This is a genomic window from Pseudomonas monachiensis (genome assembly GCF_047345015.1).
Taxonomy (GTDB): Bacteria; Pseudomonadota; Gammaproteobacteria; order Pseudomonadales; family Pseudomonadaceae; genus Aquipseudomonas; species Aquipseudomonas monachiensis.
This window is the reverse complement of record NZ_CP178857.1, coordinates 3,304,551-3,320,873: the sequence shown is the minus strand read 5'-3', so window position 1 is coordinate 3,320,873 and position 16,323 is coordinate 3,304,551. Positions and strand designations below refer to the sequence as shown.

Below are 16,323 nucleotides of genomic sequence, written 5' to 3'. Positions count from 1 at the left end.
TGGCCATGAACATCATCAATGCATTATCCCGTCGTGGTTTTCTCAAGGGCAGTGCCGTGCTGGGCGGTGGACTGGTGGTCGCGTTTGCCATGCCCGGTGCGCACCGTTTCGCCATGGGCGCGGAGAACCAGGGCAACGTGTTTGCGCCCAACGCCTTCCTGCGCATTGGCAACGACAACAGTGTCACCGTGTTGCTCGGCCACTCGGAAATGGGCCAGGGCATCTGGACCGGCCTGACCATGCTGATCGCTGAAGAACTGGACGCCGACTGGACGAAAATCCGCGTCGAGCATTCCCCGGCCTCGGCCGCCGACTACGGCCTGCCAGGCTTTGGCGGGATGCAAATCACCGGCGGCTCGACGTCCACCTGGATGGAGTTCGACCGCTATCGCCAGGCCGGCGCGGCGGCGCGCTTGATGTTGATCGACGCGGCGGCCAAGCGTTTCAGCGTCGCGCCATCCGAGATTCATACCGAATCGGGGGTGGTTATTGCCGGTGAACACCGTGCCACCTATGGCGAATTGGCCGATGACGCCGGGCAGTTGCCACGGCCAGATCCGGCTTCGATCAAGCTCAAGGACGCGAAAGACTGGTGGCTGATCGGCAAGCCCACCAAGCGTCTGGACACACCGGAAAAAATCACTGGCCGTGCGAAATTCGGCATGGACGTGCAGTTTGACGGGCTGATGACTGCGATGGTCGCCCGCTCACCCACCTTCGGCGGCAGCGTCAAATCCTTTGAGGGCGCCGAAGCGCTGGCGATTCCGGGGGTGCACAAAGTGGTGCAAGTACCGACGGGTATTGCGGTGATTGCCGATCATTTCTGGGCGGCGAAGCTGGGGCGCGATGCGCTGAAAATCGAGTGGGATCCGGGACCGAACGCCGGGCTCAATAGCCAGGCGCTGCTGGAAAGCTTCCGCAAACTCGCCACCACCTCAGGCACCAACGCCGGTCAGGCGGGGGATACCCAGGCTGCGCTGGCGAAAGCGACCAGGAGGATCGACGTTGAATACAGTGTGCCGTATCTGGCCCACGCGCCGATGGAACCGCTGAACTGCACGGTGAGCATTACCCAGGACAAATGCGAAATCTGGACCGGCACCCAGTTCCAGACCCTGGACCAGATAGTCGCCGGGAAAATCACCGGTCTCAAACCGGAACAGGTGGTGATCCATACCGAGTTTCTCGGCGGCGGCTTCGGGCGCCGGGCCAATCCGACGTCGGACTTCGTCAGTGAAGCGGTGTATGTCGCCAAGGCCGCCGGTGCGCCGGTGAAAACCGTGTGGGCGCGGGAGGACGACATCCGGGGCGGCTATTACCGCTCGGCGTTCCTGCACCATGCGCTTATCGGGGTGGGCGCCGACGGTCTGCCACTGGCCTGGAAACATGTGATGGTCGGACAGTCGATCATGGCCGGGACCTCGCTTGAAGCGACCATGGTCAAGGACGGGATCGACAAGACCTCCGTCGAAGGCGTGGCCGACAGCCCTTACTTCGAAGGACTGGCCAATCACCAGATCGAACTGCACTCCCCGCAAACCGGCATCAGCGTGTTGTGGTTGCGTTCGGTGGGGCACACCCACACCGCGTTTGTCATGGAGTCGCTGATCGATGAGCTGGCCACGGCGGCCGGCAAGGATCCGGTGGAATATCGGCGCACCTTGCTCAAGGACCATCCGCGCCACCTCGGTGTGCTGAACCTTGCGGTGGAGAAGGCCAACTGGACGGCGCCACTGCCGGACGGCCATGCCCTGGGTGTGGCGGTGCATGAGTCGTTCGGCAGCTACGTGGCCCAGGTGGCCGAGGTGTCCCAGGACAACCTCGCCATCCGCGTGCACCGGGTGGTCTGTGCGGTGGACTGCGGTATTGCAGTCAATCCGCAGAGCATCGCCGCGCAGATGGAGTCGTGCATTACCTTTGGCCTCAGCTTCGCCTTGCACAGCAAGCTGACGCTCAAGGACGGGCAGGTGGTGCAGTCCAACTATCACGACTATCAGGTGCTGCGGCTCAACGAAATGCCGGTGGTCGAAGTGCATATCGTGCCCAGCAGTGACAAACCCGGCGGTATCGGCGAGGCCGGTGTGCCACCCATGGCGCCGGCGGTGGCCAACGCGGTGTTTGCCTTGACCGGGCAGCGCCTGCGGGAGCTGCCCTTGCAGCTGTCGGGGGTGTGAAATGAAACGACATCACTGGTTGGTTGGGACGGTGATCCTGATCGTTCTCGTCGCTTACGCCTCCCACGTGTTCGCCGATGACCGCGAGGCCTTGCAGGCGTTCGATACTGTGAAGAAGGTCTTCCAGAGCCCCCGTTGCCAGAACTGCCACATTCCCGGGGAATCGCCGCTGCAATTCGATGCCGGCGTTCCCCATGCCATGAATGTCGTGCGGGGCATGGACGGCAAAGGCTCGGCCGGGTTGCCTTGTGCCACATGTCATGCCGAAAGCAATCCGCCGGCCAGTTACGGACCTCACGCGCCACCGGGTGCGCCGCACTGGAGTTTGCCTGCGGCCGCGCACCGCATGGCCTGGATCGGCCTGCCCGCCGACCGGCTGTGCGCGATGATCAAGGATCGCTCCAGCAACGGCGATCGGGATTTTGCCGCGCTGATCAAGCACGTCAGCGACGACAAGCTGGTGCTGTGGGGCTGGAACCCCGGCGGCAATCGCGCGCCGGTGCCGGTCCCTCACGATATTTTCGTCACCCGGTTCAAGCGCTGGGCCGATGCGGGAGGACCGTGTCCGGTGGCGGGTAGCTGACCAGCGGCACGCTTACAGGGAGTCAATGTGGGTATGGGCGACTCTAACGTACATACCCGCCAAGGGAGTGAACGATGTTGATCTCAGGCAAAACAGGCAAATCGGGCCGACCAGCCAACCCGCTGCTCACGCCACAGCAAGAGCGTGAACGCTTGCGCGAACTGGCTCGCCAGGCAGAACAAGAACTGGCAGGGGTGCAGATGGCGAGCATGGACGAGTTGACGCTGCTGTCCAATCGCCATGGTTTCATCGCTCTGGCCCAACTCGGGCTGGACGTCTGTCGACAGCTGGAGACCCCGGCGACGCTGCTGTACTTCAGCCTCGATGAATTCAAGCTCATCTGCTATCTGTATGGCCGGGACAAAGGTGACGACGCACTCAGGACGTTCGCCGATGTCCTGCGGATCGGCTTTCGTGAAAACGATGTGGTCGGCCGACTCGACGGCGACCGGTTCGTGGCGCTGCTGACCGGGTCCAGCGCCGTGGAGATTGCGGCGATCAAGGCACGGCTCGCTGAGATGCTCGATGAGCGCAACGCCACGGCGCATCGCAGCTATGACATTCGGTTCAGCGTTACCCAGGTCGAATATGACCCCATTGTTCATGACTCAATCGAGGAACTGCTTGAGGAGGCCGAGCGGGTGATGAGCCGTTAGGGCGGTGTTGTATTAGCGGGTATTGTTCACTCAATCCCTGTGGGAGCGGGCTTGCCCGCGAAGAGGCCCGAACAGGCACCACAACTTTCACTTGGCAAACAACTGCCCAATGTCCTTGAACGCCTTGAACTCCAGCGCATTCCCGCAAGGATCAAACAGAAACATCGTCGCCTGTTCGCCCACCAGCCCCTGAAAACGAATCCCCGGTTCGATCACGAAGCGCGTCCCCAGTGACTTCAACCGCTCGGCCAGCACCTCCCACTCGGCCATCCCGAGCACCACGCCAAAATGCGGCACCGGTACATCGTGACCATCCACGGCATTGGTGTGCGCGGCTTCTTGCGCGGGGTTTTTCGGTGCCAGGTGAATCACCAGTTGATGGCCGAAAAAATTGAAATCCACCCAATGCTCGCTTGAACGACCTTCTTCCAGGCCAAACACTGAACCGTAGAATTGTCGGGCGGCCGCCAAGTCGTAGACCGGGATGGCCAAGTGAAAAGGGGACAGTTGCATCAGGCTTACCTCGGTGTGGCTGGGAATGTGTCGAGTTTAGTCCTGTGATTCTTGATTGAAAGACGATAATTTTTGCATCGAGCTCAAATTATTTCGATCAATCGAGGTCGCCATGCTGCGAGAACTGAAAACCTTTATCGCCGTGGCGCGTTACGGAACCTTCGCCGCCGCCGGCATGCACATCGGCCTGACACAGTCGGCGGTGAGCGCGCAGATTCGCAATCTGGAACAGGCTCTTGGCATCCGTCTGTTCGACCGCACCGGCCGCCAGGCGCTGCTCAATGCGGCGGGGCAGCGAGCGTTGCCGATGGCCAGGGAAATGCTCGAGACCTTCAGCCGCATGGCCGTCAGTGACGATGTCAGCGAGTACCGTGGCGAACTGAAAGTCGGCGCAGTGGCCACCGCCCAGACCGGGCTCCTGCCCCAGGTGATCCGCTGCAACTGCTCGCCGAGCACCCTCATGTGCGCTACGACCGCAATTCATTCGGCGGGCGGCTGGTGACGCGGTTTCTGCGGGAGCGGCAGATCGAGGTAAAGGTGGCGCTGGAACTGGATGAACTGGAGGCCATCGTGAAAATGGTCGAGTGTGGCTTGGGGGTTTCCCTGTTGCCGGAGGCCGGGTTGTGGCTTGAGCATGGGGCGAAGGTCAGGGTGATCCGATTGGGCGAGCTGACCTTCTTTCGAGAGATTGTCTTGTTGCAGCGTTACAGCCAGCGTAATCAGCCGATTCAGCGGTTGTTTGCGAACTGCTTGCTCTGAAGGTCAAAAGATCGCAGCCTTCGGCAGCTCCTACAGAGATCTGTGTAGGAGCTGCCGAAGGCTGCGATCTTTTGATTGTGGTGCCCATAAAAAACCCGCCAAAACAGGCGGGTTTTTTATGGGCTGACCGAAGATTACTCTTCGATGCTGCCCATGGCCGTGGTGTTGAAACCACCGTCCACGTACATGATTTCACCGCTGATGCCGGACGCCAGGTCCGAGCACAGGAAGGCGCCGGCGTTGCCGACTTCGTCGATGGTGACGTTGCGGCGCAGTGGGGTTTGCGCTTCGTTGGCGGCCAGCATCTTGCGGAAGTTCTTGATGCCGGAAGCGGCGAGGGTGCGGATCGGACCTGCCGATACGCAGTTGACGCGAGTACCGTCCGGGCCCAGGGAGCCGGCCAGGTAGCGTACGCCAGCTTCCAGGGAAGCCTTGGCCATGCCCATGACGTTGTAGTTCGGCATGGTGCGCTCGGCGCCCAGGTACGACAGGGTCAGCAGGCTGCCGTTGCGGCCTTTCATCATTTCGCGGCCGGCCTTGGCCAGGGCCACGAAGCTGTAGGCGCTGATGTCGTGAGCGATGCGGAAACCTTCGCGGGTGGTGGCTTCGGTGAAGTCGCCGTCCAGTTGGTCGCCCGGGGCGAAGCCGACGGAGTGCACGATGCAGTCCAGGCCGTCCCACTTCTTGCTCAGTGCTTCGAAGACCTTGGCGATTTCTTCATCGCTGGCCACGTCGCACGGGAAGCACAGCTCAGGGTTCGAACCCCAGCCTTGTGCGAACTCTTCGACACGACCCTTGAGTTTGTCGTTCTGATAAGTGAAGGCAAGCTCAGCGCCCTCGCGATGCATGGCGGCAGCGATGCCGGATGCGATGGACAGCTTGCTGGCGACACCGACGATCAGTACGCGCTTACCGGCGAGAAAACCCATGTGTTGCTCCTCTTTCAGGTTATTGCGCAGTGGCCGGAGCCAAAAAAGCGGCTTCCAGCAACTGCTGTGTATACGGATGTTGGGGGGCGGCAAAAATGCTTTGCGCGTCTCCCTGTTCGACCACTTGGCCATGCTTGACCACCATCAACTGGTGGCTCAGCGCTTTCACCACAGCCAGGTCATGGCTGATAAACAGATACGTCAGGTTGTACTTGCTTTGCAGTGAACGCAAAAGCTCCACTACCTGGCGTTGTACCGTGCGGTCGAGGGCCGAAGTCGGCTCGTCCAGCAAAATCAACGCCGGTTTTAACACCAATGCCCGGGCAATGGCGATTCTCTGCCGTTGCCCGCCGGAAAATTCGTGGGGGTAGCGGTGCCGGGTTTCCGGATCCAGACCTACCTCCTTGAGTGCCGCAATAATCGCTTGTTCCTGTTGCGCCTCGGTGCCCATCTTGTGGATCCGCAGGCCCTCGCCAACGATCTGGCTCACGCACATCCGCGGGCTCAGGCTGCCGAACGGGTCCTGAAACACCACTTGCATCTCCCGCCGCAGCGGCCGTACCTGTTGCTGCGTCAGGCAGTCTAGCGGCTGGCCTTCAAAGCGGATGGCGCCTTTGCTGGCGATCAACCGCAAAATCGCCAGGCCCAGGGTCGATTTGCCGGAACCGCTTTCTCCCACGATCCCCAGGGTCTGGCCCTGGGGCAGGCTGAAATTGATGCCGTCGACCGCCTTGACGTAATCCACCGTGCGCTTGAACAGGCCTTTCTTGATCGGAAACCAGACTTTCAGGTCTTCGACCGCCAGCAAGGGCGGGCCGATCACGTTGCTTGCAGGCTTGCCGTCGGGCTCCGCTGCCAGCAGTTCCCGAGTGTACGGATGCTGCGGCGCGCGGAACAGTTCTTCGCACGATGCCTGTTCGACGATGCAACCTTGCTGCATGACACATACGCGATGCGCAATTCTTCGCACAAGGTTCAAATCATGGCTGATCAGTAGCAGCGCCATGCCCAAACGGGCCTGCAATTGCTTGAGCAATTCGAGGATTTTCAGCTGGACGGTCACGTCCAGCGCGGTGGTCGGCTCGTCGGCAATCAGCAGTTCCGGCTCGTTGGCCAGGGCCATGGCGATCATCACCCGTTGGCGCTGGCCGCCGGACAATTCGTGGGGCAGGGCCTTGAGGCGCTTGTGCGGCTCGGGGATGCCGACCATCTCCAGCAGTTCCAGGGTGCGCTTGGTCGCGACCTTGCCGGTCAGGCCCTTGTGGATGCCCAGCACCTCGTTGATCTGCTTCTCGATCGAGTGCAGCGGGTTGAGCGAGGTCATCGGCTCCTGGAAGATCATCGCAATCCGGTTGCCGCGAATGTGGCGGATGGTTTTTTCTTTCAGGTCCAGCAGGTTCTGCCCGGAATATTCGATGGTGCCGGACGGATGCCGGGCGAGCGGGTAGGGCAGCAGGCGCAGGATCGAGTGTGCGGTGACCGACTTGCCGGAACCGCTCTCGCCGACCAGGGCCAGGGTTTCGCCGCGCTTGATGTCGAAGCTGACGCCTTCGACCGCCCGTTGGCAGCGATTGCCGACGACGAATTCGACGGACAGGTCGCGCACTTCGATCAGATTGTCCTGATTCATTTCACTTCCTCGGGTCGAAGGCATCGCGAGCGGACTCGCCGATGAACACCAGCAGACTCAACATCAAGGCCAGCACAGCAAAGGCGCTGATACCCAGCCACGGCGCCTGCAGGTTGGATTTGCCCTGGGCCACCAGTTCACCCAAAGACGGGCTGCCCGCCGGCAAACCGAAGCCAAGGAAGTCCAGGGCGGTCAGTGTACCGATGGCGCCGGTGAGGATGAACGGCATGAAGGTCATGGTCGAGACCATCGCGTTGGGCAAAATGTGGCGGAACATGATCGCGCCGTTTTGCATGCCCAGGGCGCGGGCGGCGCGCACGTATTCCAGGTTGCGCCCGCGCAGGAACTCGGCGCGCACCACGTCCACCAGGCTCATCCACGAGAACAGCAGCATGATCCCCAGCAACCACCAGAAGTTGGGCTGCACGAAACTGGCAAGGATGATCAGCAGGTACAGCACCGGTAGTCCGGACCAGATCTCCAGGAAGCGCTGTCCGGCCAGGTCCACCCAGCCCCCGTAGAAGCCCTGCAAGGCGCCGGCGATCACGCCGATGATCGAGCTGAACACGGTCAGGGTCAGGGCGAACAGCACCGAAATGCGGAAGCCGTAGATCACCCGGGCCAACACGTCGCGGCCCTGATCGTCGGTGCCCAGCAGATTGTCCGCCGAGGGCGGGGCCGGGGCCGGGACTTTCAGGTCGTAGTTGATGCTCTGGTAGCTGTAGGGGATCGGCGCCCACAGCACCCAGGCGTCCTTGGCCTTGAGCAGTTCGCGGATGTACGGGCTCTTGTAATTGGCCTCCAGCGGAAATTCGCCGCCGAAGGTGGTTTCCGGGTAGCGCTTGAGCGCCGGGAAGTACCAGTTGTTGTCGTAGTGCACCACCAGCGGCTTGTCGTTGGCGATCAACTCGGCGCCCAGGCTGGCGCCGAACAGGACCAGGAACAGCCACAGCGACCACCAGCCACGCTTGTTGGCCTTGAACAGTTCGAAGCGTCGGCGATTGAGAGGGGACAGGTTCATCTCAATGCTCCCGGCTTTCGAAGTCGATGCGCGGATCGACAAAGGTGTAGGTGAGGTCGCCGATCAGTTTTACCACCAGCCCGAGCAGGGTGAAGATGAACAGCGTGCCGAACACCACCGGGTAATCGCGGTTGATCGCTGCCTCGAAACTCATCAGGCCGAGGCCGTCGAGGGAGAAGATCACCTCCACCAGCAACGAGCCGGTGAAAAATATGCCGATGAAGGCCGAGGGAAATCCGGCGATCACCAGCAGCATGGCATTGCGGAACACGTGGCCGTACAGCACGCGGTGGTTGGTCAGGCCTTTGGCCCGGGCGGTAATCACGTACTGCTTGTTGATTTCGTCGAGGAAGCTGTTCTTGGTCAGCAGGGTCATGGTCGCGAAGTTGCCGATCACCAGCGCGGTCACCGGCAGCGCCAGGTGCCAGAAGTAATCGAGGATCTTGCCGCCCATGCTCAGTTCATCGAAGTTGTTCGAGGTCAGCCCGCGCAAGGGGAACCAGTCCAGATAACTGCCACCGGCGAATACCACGATCAAAAGGATGGCGAACAGGAACGCCGGGATCGCGTAGCCGACGATGATCGCCGAACTGGTCCAGACGTCGAAGTGGCTGCCGTGTCGCGTGGCCTTGGCGATCCCCAGCGGGATCGACACCAGGTACATGATCAGCGTGCTCCACAGCCCGAGAGAGATCGACACCGGCATCTTTTCCTTGATCAGGTCGATGACCTTGGCGTCGCGGAAGAAGCTGTCGCCGAAATCCAGGGACGCATAGTTCTTGACCATGATCCACAAGCGTTCCGGCGCCGATTTGTCGAAGCCGTACATGTGCTCGATTTCCTTGATCAGCGCCGGGTCCAGGCCTTGGGCGCCGCGATAGGCCGAGCCTGCCACCGAGACTTCGGCACCCCCGCCGGCGATGCGGCTGGTGGCGCCTTCGAAGCCTTCGAGCTTGGCGATCATCTGCTCCACCGGCCCGCCCGGGGCGGCCTGGATGATCACGAAGTTGATCAGCAAAATGCCGAACAGGGTCGGAATGATCAGCAACAGTCGCCGAAAAATGTACGCCAGCATCTGATTACTCCGTGCCCGCAGGATCGGCCTGCAGTGTGGTTTCGACTTCTATTGCCGGCTTGATATCGGGCTTGACCCACCAGGTGGCCGTGCCGATGTCGTACTTGGGCGAGACCTTGGGATGGCCGATGTGGTTCCAGTACGCCACGCGCCAGGTCTTGATGTGCCAGTTGGGTATTACGTAATAGCCCCATTGCAGCACCCGGTCCAGCGCACGGGCGTGGGCCACCAGGCTGTTGCGCGAATCGGCGTTGATCAGTTGCTCGACCAGTTGATCGACCACCGGATCCTTCAGGCCCATGGAGTTGCGGCTGCCGGGCTTGTCGGCGGCGTCCGACATCCAGAATTCCCGCTGTTCGTTACCCGGCGAATTGGACTGCGGGAAGCTGCCGACGATCATGTCGAAGTCCCGGGAACGCACGCGGTTGATGTACTGCGAGACGTCGACCCGGCGGATCACCAGGTCGATGCCCAGGTCGCTCAGGTTACGCTTGAACGGCAGCAGCACCCGTTCGAATTCGGTCTGGGCTAACAGGAACTCGATGACCACGGGCTTGCCGGTGGCGTCGACCATCTTGTCATCGACGATGCGCCAGCCGGCCTCCTGCAACAGTTGATAGGCTTGCCGTTGCTGGGCGCGGATCATACCGCTGCCGTCGGTGGTCGGGTTCTGGAACGCTTCGTTGAACACTTGCGGCGCCAGCTTGGCGCGCAACGGTTCGAGGATCGCCAGTTGATCGGCGTCAGGCAGTCCGGTGGCGGCCATTTCCGAGTTCTCGAAGTAACTGCGGGTGCGCGCGTAGGCACCGTTGAACAGTTGCTTGTTGGTCCATTCGAAATCCAGCAACAGTGACAGGGCCTGGCGCACACGCACATCCTGGAACACCGGGCGGCGCATGTTGAACACGAAGCCTTGCATGCCGGTGGGATTGCCGTTGGGAATCTGTTCCTTGACCAGTCGTCCTTCAGTGACCGCCGCAACGTTGTAGGCATTGGCCCAGTTCTTCGCGGTCATTTCCAGCCAGTAGTCGAACTGTCCGGCCTTGAGTGCTTCCAGGGCCACGGTGTTGTCGCGGTAGTAATCGGTGGTCATCACGTCGAAGTTGTAGAAGCCCCGATTGACCGGCAGGTCCTTGCCCCAGTAGTCCTTGACCCGTTCGTAACGCACCGAGCGTCCGGCCTTCACTTCGCTGACCTTGTACGGGCCGCTGCCCAGCGGAATTTCCAGATTGCCCTTGTTGAAGTCGCGGTCGGCCCACCAGTGCTTGGGCAGCACCGGCAACTGGCCGAGGATCAGCGGCAGCTCGCGGTTGTTGGTGTGCTTGAACTTGAACAGTACGGTCAGCGGGTCTTCGGCGACCACTTCGGCCACGTCGTTGTAGTAGCCGCGGTACATCGGCGCGCCGTCCTTGGTCAGCATCTGGAAGCTGAACACCACGTCTTCGGCGCGAATCGGATGGCCGTCATGGAAGCGTGCCTCCGGGCGCAGGTAGAAGCGCACCCAGGCGTTGTCCGGAGCTTTCTCGATCAGGCGGGCGATCAAGCCGTACTCGGTAAACGGCTCGTCCAGGCCTTGTTTGGCCAGGGTGTCGTAGATGTTGCCGATATCGTCCGCGGGCACGCCTTTGCTGATGAAGGGGTTGAGACTGTCGAAGCCACCGAAACCGGCTTGACGGAAAATCCCGCCCTTGGGCGCGTCCGGATTCACGTAGTCGAAGTGTTTGAAATCGGCCGGGTATTTCGGCGGCTCGTTGTACAGGGTCACGGCATGTTGCGGGGCGGCGCAGGCCAGCCCGGCGAACAGCAGGCCGCTGGCCTGCAGGAGCAGGGCACGGATGGGTCTCATTGATCTTTCTCCGAAGATTTCAGCCACCACGCGTTCAGACCCAGGGTGTAGGGCGGCGTGGTGACGAAGGCGAGCCGATTGCGGTACGCCAGACGGTGATAATTGAGGTACCAGTTGGGAACGATGTAGTGCTGCCACAGCAGCACGCGGTCGAGGGCCTTGCCGGCGGCGACTTGCTCATCGCGGGTCCGGGCGGCCAGCAACTGCTCGAGCAAGTGGTCGACCACCGGGTTGGATATGCCGGCGAAGTTCTTGCTGCCCTTGACCCCGGCCTGGCTGGAGTGAAAGTACTGCCATTGTTCCAGGCCGGGGCTGAGCGTCTGGTTGAGGGTCATCAGAATCATGTCGAAATCGAACTGGTCGAGGCGCTGCTTGTATTGCGCACGGTCGACTGTGCGCAGCCGCGCATCGATACCGATACTGGCCAGGGTCTCGACGTAAGGCTGGAGGATGCGTTCCAGGTTCGGGTTGACCAGCAGCAGCTCCAGTCGCAACGGCTGTCCTGCGGCGTTTTGCAGATGCTGGCCATTGAGCTTCCAGCCGGCTTCGGCGAGCAAACCGAGGGCCTTGCGCAAGGTCTCCCGGGGGATGCTGCGGCCGTCGGTCTGCGGCAGGCTGAACGGTTCGGTAAAGAGCCTGGCCGGCAGTTGCTCGCGATAGGGCTTGAGTAACAGCCATTCATGCCCGACCGGCAAACCGCTGGCCGAGAACTCGCTATTGGGGTAGTAGCTCATGGCGCGTTGGTAGGCGCCGCCGAACAGCGTGCGGTTGGTCCACTCAAAGTTGAACATCAGCCCCAGGGCTTCGCGGACCTTGGCGTCCGAGAAAGCCGGACGGCGACTGTTCATGAACAAGCCTTGGGTCTGGGTCGGGATCTGATGGGGAATCTGTGCCTTGATCACCTCGCCGCGGCGTATGGCGGGGAAGTTGTAGCCGCTGCCCCAGTTCTTCGCCTGATGCTCGATATAGATATCGAATTCACCGGCCTTGAATGCCTCGAACGCGACGTCGCTGTCGCGGTAGAACTCGACCTCCATGCGGTCGAAGTTGTACTTGCCGCGATTGACCGGCAGGTCCTTGCCCCAGTAATCCTTCACCCGTTCAAAGGCGATCTGCCGCCCTGGCGTGACCGAGGTGATGCGATACGGCCCGCTGCCCAGCGGCGGCTCGAAGGTGGTGGCCTTGAAATCGCGGCCTTTCCAGTAATGCTGCGCCAGCACCGGCATTTCACCCAGGCGCAGGATCAGCAGCGGATTGCCGGCACGCTTGAACACGAAACGGATGCGCCGGGGGTTGAGGATGTCGACCCGCGACACTTCCTGAAGGCTGGTGCGGTACAGCGGATGGCCCTCCTTGAGCAGCACGCGATAGGAGAACGCGACGTCGTAGGCGGTGATCGGCGTGCCATCATGGAAGCGTGCTTCGGGACGCAGGTTGAACACCACCCAACTGCGGTTCTCGTTGTACTCCACCGACTGGGCGATCAGGCCATAGCTGGACGCGGGCTCGTCGCCCGACGGCGCGTATTGCCCGGTGCCGACCATCAGCGGCTCGTTGAGTTCGTTGATGCCGTATTGCAGGAAACTCGGTGTGGTGACCGGGCTGGTGCCCTTGAAGGTGTAGGGGTTGAGTGTATCGAAGGTGCCGAACGCCATGACCCGCAACGTACCGCCCTTGGGCGCTTGCGGGTTGACCCAGTCGAAGTGGGTAAATCGGGCCGGGTACTTGAGCGTGCCGAACTGCGCATAACCATGGCTTTCGCTGATCGTCGCGCTTGCGGTGGAGCTCAAGGCCAGGCTGATCAGGAAGAGGAGGGGACGCTTCAAATAGGGGATCCGATCCAGGCGGCTTGGGCTTTGTGGACCGTACAGTAACAGCTTGTATGGACAGGAAAAAGACAGGGGCTTAATGCGCAGTATTGGCCAAGCAACAATCCCCACAGGTTTTTGTGCTGCCCACAAAACTGTGAAGGTATGAAAAAGCCCCTGGATTGAGGGGCTGTTTTTTTAATGCGGATTGGCCACCGTCAACATCTGACCAGGCTTGAGCGCCTGGCCGACACGCGGGTTCCAGCGCTTGAGGTGCTGCATCTCAACGTTGAAGCGCTTGGCCACGATGTACAACGAGTCGCCTTGCTGGACCTTGTACTTGGTCTGCTGCTTCTTGGTATTGGCTGCAACCACGGTGTTGACGCGCCCGGAGTTGCGCTTGCTGGTGTCCTGCATGACCAGGGTCTGGCCGGGCTTGAGGTTCTTGCCGGTCAGTTTGTTCCAGCGTTGCAGGTCCTTCACGTCGACGTTGTTGGCCTTGGCGATGGAGCCCAGGTTGTCACCCCGCTTGACCCGGTAGGAACGCTTGACGCTGGCGACCTGGGGAGCGTCGGCGCCTTCGAAGACCGGCTTGAGCGATTTCTTGCTGATCAGTTCTTCAGGGCGCATGGTCTGCAGGCTGCTGGTCAGCAGTTGCGCCTTGGAGGTCGGGACCAGCAGGTGTTGCGGGCCGTCGATGGTGGTGCGTTGCTTGAAGGCCGGGTTGAGCTGGAACAGTTCGTCTTCGTCGATGTTGGCAACTTCAGCAACCTTGGACAGGTCCATGCGCTGGTTGATTTCGACGACCTTGAAATAAGGTTCGTTGGCGATCGGATTGAGGTTCACGCCATAGGCATCCGGCGCCATCACCACCTGCGACAGTGCCAGCAACTTGGGCACGTAGGCCTGGGTTTCGGCGGGCAGCGGCAGGTTCCAGTAGTCGGTTGGCAGGCCGAGGCGCTCGTTGCGCTCGATGGCCCGGCTGACGGTGCCTTCGCCGGCGTTGTAGGCCGCCAGGGCAAGCATCCAGTCGCCGTTGAACATGTCGTGCAGGCGGGTCAGGTAATCCAGCGCTGCGGTGGTCGACGCGGTGATATCGCGACGACCATCATAGAAACGGGTTTGACGCAGGTTGAAGTAACGCCCGGTGGATGGGATGAACTGCCAAAGACCCACCGCGTTGGCCCGGGAATAGGCCATCGGGTTGTAGGCACTTTCAATCACTGGCAGCAGGGCCAGTTCCAGCGGCATGTTGCGTTCTTCAAGGCGCTCGACGATGTAGTGAATGTAGAGGCTGCCACGCTCGCCAGCGTTTTCGAGGAAAGATGGATTGCTGGCGAACCACAGGCGCTGTTGCTCGATGCGCGGGTTGACGCCCAGTCCGTCCTGCAGCTGGAAGCCCTGGCGCATGCGCTCCCAGACGTCCTGGGGAATTTGCGGGCTGGGTTTTTCGCTGAGCCAGATCGGCTTCTGCTTGGCGCGCGCGGCGATGTTCTGCGCGTGCGCCGCATCGGTCTGCGGCGCATGGCTGGAACAGCCCGCCAGGGTGGCGGACACAGCCACCGCTATGGCTTGAGCCAAGCGGGTCAATGCGTCTGAACTGATGGCTTTGCGAATAGGTGACGACATTGGCTGGAAGTAAGTTCCGGGCAAAAATGTCGGGCGATTCTAGAAAGCGCACCCTGTGCGGTCAACCTTTCAGAATTGTTGCAATCTCGAGAAGCCCCTTTAGAACCTGTCTTTCCACGCTCGAAGCGCAGCAAAAACCATATCGGGCGCCGAGTTATCGGTGCTGGTCCGTTCGTCCGCTTTTTCTTTAACGGATGTTTCGCCAGAGCGCAAAAACGGGTTTGTGAGCTTTTCCAGTGCCAGTGTCGAGGGCAGCGTCATGATCCCTGATTCCCGTTGGCGGGTGACTTTGGCCAGGCGCTCGGCGGTGTCCGGGTTGTTCGGTTCGACGGCCGCTGCAAACTTCAGGTTGCCGAGGGTGTATTCGTGGGTGCAGTAGACCAGCGTGTCGTCAGGCAAGCCGGCAAGGCGTGTCAGCGAGCTGTACATTTGCTGTGGCGTGCCTTCGAACAAGCGTCCGCAGCCGGCGGCAAACAGTGTGTCGCCGCAGAACAGCAAGCCGTGATGGTAATAGGCGATGTGCCCCAGGGTGTGACCAGGGACCGCGAGGACGTCGAAGTCCCAGCCGAGCACGCTGACCTTGTCGTTGTCCTTGAGTGCAACGTCCCGCGCCGGGATCGTTTCGCTGGCCGGACCATAGACTTTCGCGTCCGTCGCTTTTTTCAGCTGTTCGACGCCGCCGACGTGGTCATGATGGTGATGAGTGATCAAAATATCACTCAGTACCCAGCCCGGATTGGCCGCGAGCCAGGCTTGCACGGGGGCGGCATCACCCGGGTCGACGACCGCGCAGCGCTTGCTGCCGTGGTCTTGTAACAACCAGATGTAGTTGTCGGTGAAGGCGGGCAGGGCAGTGATCTGTATCATCGTCGGATTCGCCAAGCGGAAAACATTGGCGCATCTTAGAACTTCCTGGCGCGTTGGAGAATGCAATGACTGATAAAGCGTTCGCACAAGCCGATCCTGACTGGCTGGCGTTGATCAGCGCGGCCCGCGAGTGGCTGGCCGGTCCCCTCGGGCAATTTCTGCTGGACGAAGAGCGGCGCATGCTCGAAGACGAGCTCGGGCGGTTCTTTGGTGGCTATCTGGTGCATTACGGTCCCTCGGCCCAGACCCCGCCGTCGGCCCCGCAGGTGCAGCGCAATGTGCGCCTTGGCGCGCCGTTGCCGGGGGTCGAGATCGTTTGTGAGGAACAGGCCTGGCCATTGAGCGAGCATGCCGCCGATGTGGTGGTGCTGCAACATGGCCTGGATTTCTGCCTGTCGCCCCACGGCCTGCTGCGCGAGGCGGCCAGCAGCGTACGCCCTGGCGGGCATTTGCTGATCATTGGCATCAATCCCTGGAGCAGTTGGGGACTGCGGCATGTGTTTGCCCAGGATGCGCTGCGCAAGGCGCGCTGCATTTCGCCGTCACGGGTCGCGGACTGGCTTAACCTGCTGGGCTTCGCACTGGAGAAACGCCGCTTCGGGTGCTATCGTCCGCCGCTTGCGTCGCCGGCGTGGCAGACCCGTCTGGCCGGTTGGGAGCGCAAGGCCGGTGACTGGCAACTGTCGGGCGGCGGCTTCTATTTATTGGTGGCGCGCAAGATCGTGGTGGGCCTGCGACCTGTCCGCCAGGAGCGGCGCGAACCGATGGGCAAGCTGATCCCGTTGCCGATGGCCAAGGTCAACCGGCGCAACATCGAACCGTAATACACACTT

13 protein-coding genes and 1 pseudogene are annotated in these 16,323 nt (G+C 61.3%); 5 read left to right on the top strand and 9 right to left on the bottom strand.

Translation table 11 applies throughout. The features are described 5' to 3' along the window. The first annotated feature begins 5 nt into the window (after positions 1–5). From ACMDB8_RS14705 to ACMDB8_RS14695, 3 genes are all read left to right on the top strand, one after another. Positions 6–2,174, top strand: a complete 2,169-nt coding sequence (locus tag ACMDB8_RS14705) for a xanthine dehydrogenase family protein molybdopterin-binding subunit (protein ID WP_409078788.1) — start codon at positions 6–8, stop codon at positions 2,172–2,174. A gap of 1 nt (position 2,175) precedes the next feature. Continuing rightward, entirely contained in the window at positions 2,176–2,757 is a 582-nt protein-coding gene (locus ACMDB8_RS14700) for a hypothetical protein (RefSeq protein ID WP_409078789.1), read from the top strand. A 74-nt stretch (positions 2,758–2,831) separates the two neighbouring features. Beyond that, on the top strand, positions 2,832–3,413 hold the full coding sequence (locus tag ACMDB8_RS14695) for a GGDEF domain-containing protein (RefSeq protein ID WP_056727661.1): 582 nt from the start codon (positions 2,832–2,834) through the stop codon (positions 3,411–3,413). Positions 3,414–3,500: 87 nt separating this feature from the next. Here ACMDB8_RS14695 and ACMDB8_RS14690 read toward each other — a convergent pair whose 3' ends face one another. Continuing rightward, complete coding sequence (locus ACMDB8_RS14690; RefSeq protein ID WP_056727659.1) at positions 3,501–3,926, bottom strand: VOC family protein; 426 nt, start codon at positions 3,924–3,926, stop codon at positions 3,501–3,503. Between the two features lie 112 nt (positions 3,927–4,038). Here ACMDB8_RS14690 and ACMDB8_RS14685 point away from each other — a divergent pair. Next, positions 4,039–4,685: pseudogene (locus ACMDB8_RS14685) on the top strand (LysR family transcriptional regulator). 134 nt (positions 4,686–4,819) lie between these two features. Here the strand turns inward: ACMDB8_RS14685 and fabI are convergent. The 8 genes from fabI to gloB all read right to left on the bottom strand — a co-directional run bounded on the left by fabI (position 4,820) and on the right by gloB (position 15,490). Beyond that, positions 4,820–5,614, bottom strand: coding sequence for an enoyl-ACP reductase FabI (fabI, locus tag ACMDB8_RS14680; protein WP_150718343.1), 795 nt, complete (start codon positions 5,612–5,614; stop codon positions 4,820–4,822). Positions 5,615–5,633: 19 nt separating this feature from the next. Beyond that, a complete protein-coding gene (locus ACMDB8_RS14675; RefSeq protein WP_056727655.1) occupies positions 5,634–7,244 on the bottom strand; it encodes an ABC transporter ATP-binding protein in 1,611 nt (536 codons plus the stop codon). Between the two features lies 1 nt (position 7,245). Continuing rightward, positions 7,246–8,265, bottom strand: coding sequence for an ABC transporter permease (locus ACMDB8_RS14670; RefSeq protein WP_056727653.1), 1,020 nt, complete (start codon positions 8,263–8,265; stop codon positions 7,246–7,248). 1 nt (position 8,266) lies between these two features. Beyond that, positions 8,267–9,340: a microcin C ABC transporter permease YejB gene (locus ACMDB8_RS14665; RefSeq protein ID WP_007979116.1), complete on the bottom strand. Its 1,074-nt coding sequence runs from the start codon at positions 9,338–9,340 to the stop codon at positions 8,267–8,269. A 4-nt stretch (positions 9,341–9,344) separates the two neighbouring features. Continuing rightward, positions 9,345–11,186, bottom strand: coding sequence for an extracellular solute-binding protein (locus ACMDB8_RS14660; RefSeq protein WP_056727651.1), 1,842 nt, complete (start codon positions 11,184–11,186; stop codon positions 9,345–9,347). Then, complete coding sequence (locus ACMDB8_RS14655) at positions 11,183–13,012, bottom strand: extracellular solute-binding protein (RefSeq protein ID WP_056727649.1); 1,830 nt, start codon at positions 13,010–13,012, stop codon at positions 11,183–11,185. The genes ACMDB8_RS14660 and ACMDB8_RS14655 overlap by 4 nt, the downstream gene beginning before the upstream one ends. 180 nt (positions 13,013–13,192) lie before the next feature. Further along, entirely contained in the window at positions 13,193–14,623 is a 1,431-nt protein-coding gene (locus ACMDB8_RS14650; protein ID WP_056727647.1) for a transglycosylase SLT domain-containing protein, read from the bottom strand. Between the two features lie 99 nt (positions 14,624–14,722). Further along, entirely contained in the window at positions 14,723–15,490 is a 768-nt protein-coding gene (gene gloB, locus ACMDB8_RS14645; RefSeq protein WP_056727645.1) for a hydroxyacylglutathione hydrolase, read from the bottom strand. A 65-nt stretch (positions 15,491–15,555) separates the two neighbouring features. On the opposite strand from gloB, the gene ACMDB8_RS14640 reads away from it, so the two are divergent. Next, entirely contained in the window at positions 15,556–16,314 is a 759-nt protein-coding gene (locus tag ACMDB8_RS14640; RefSeq protein ID WP_007988453.1) for a class I SAM-dependent methyltransferase, read from the top strand. The last annotated feature ends 9 nt before the right edge of the window (positions 16,315–16,323 follow it).